Origin of the sequence: Trujillonella humicola, from assembly GCF_046233715.1 — a bacterium.
Taxonomy (GTDB): Bacteria; Actinomycetota; Actinomycetes; order Mycobacteriales; family Geodermatophilaceae; genus Trujillonella; species Trujillonella humicola.
On record NZ_JBJNRJ010000166.1, the window covers coordinates 1 to 283 of the forward strand.

A 283-nucleotide genomic window follows, 5' to 3' on the forward strand; every position below is an offset into this window, starting at 1 on the left:
CAAGGACATGAACCGCAACGGCATCCTGGCCTCGATGTGCTTCCCCTCCTTCGCCGGCTTCAGCGCCCGCTACTTCCAGGAGGCCAAGGACAAGGACCTGGCCCTGGTCTTCCTCAAGGCCTACAACGACTGGCACATCGACGAGTGGTGCACCGCCTACCCCGGCCGGATGATCCCCTGCGCGATCCTCCCCGTCTGGGATCCCGTCGAGCTGGTCAAGGAGGTCGAGCGGGTCGCGGCCAAGGGCGTCAAGGCCGTCACCATGCCCGAGCTGCCGCACATC

At 66.1% G+C, this 283-nt stretch carries 1 protein-coding gene; it reads left to right on the forward strand.

Translation table 11 applies throughout. The annotated features are described in order from the left end of the window. A partial coding sequence (locus tag ACK586_RS25665; RefSeq protein WP_409333338.1) for an amidohydrolase family protein occupies positions 1-283 on the forward strand: 283 nt, incomplete at both ends.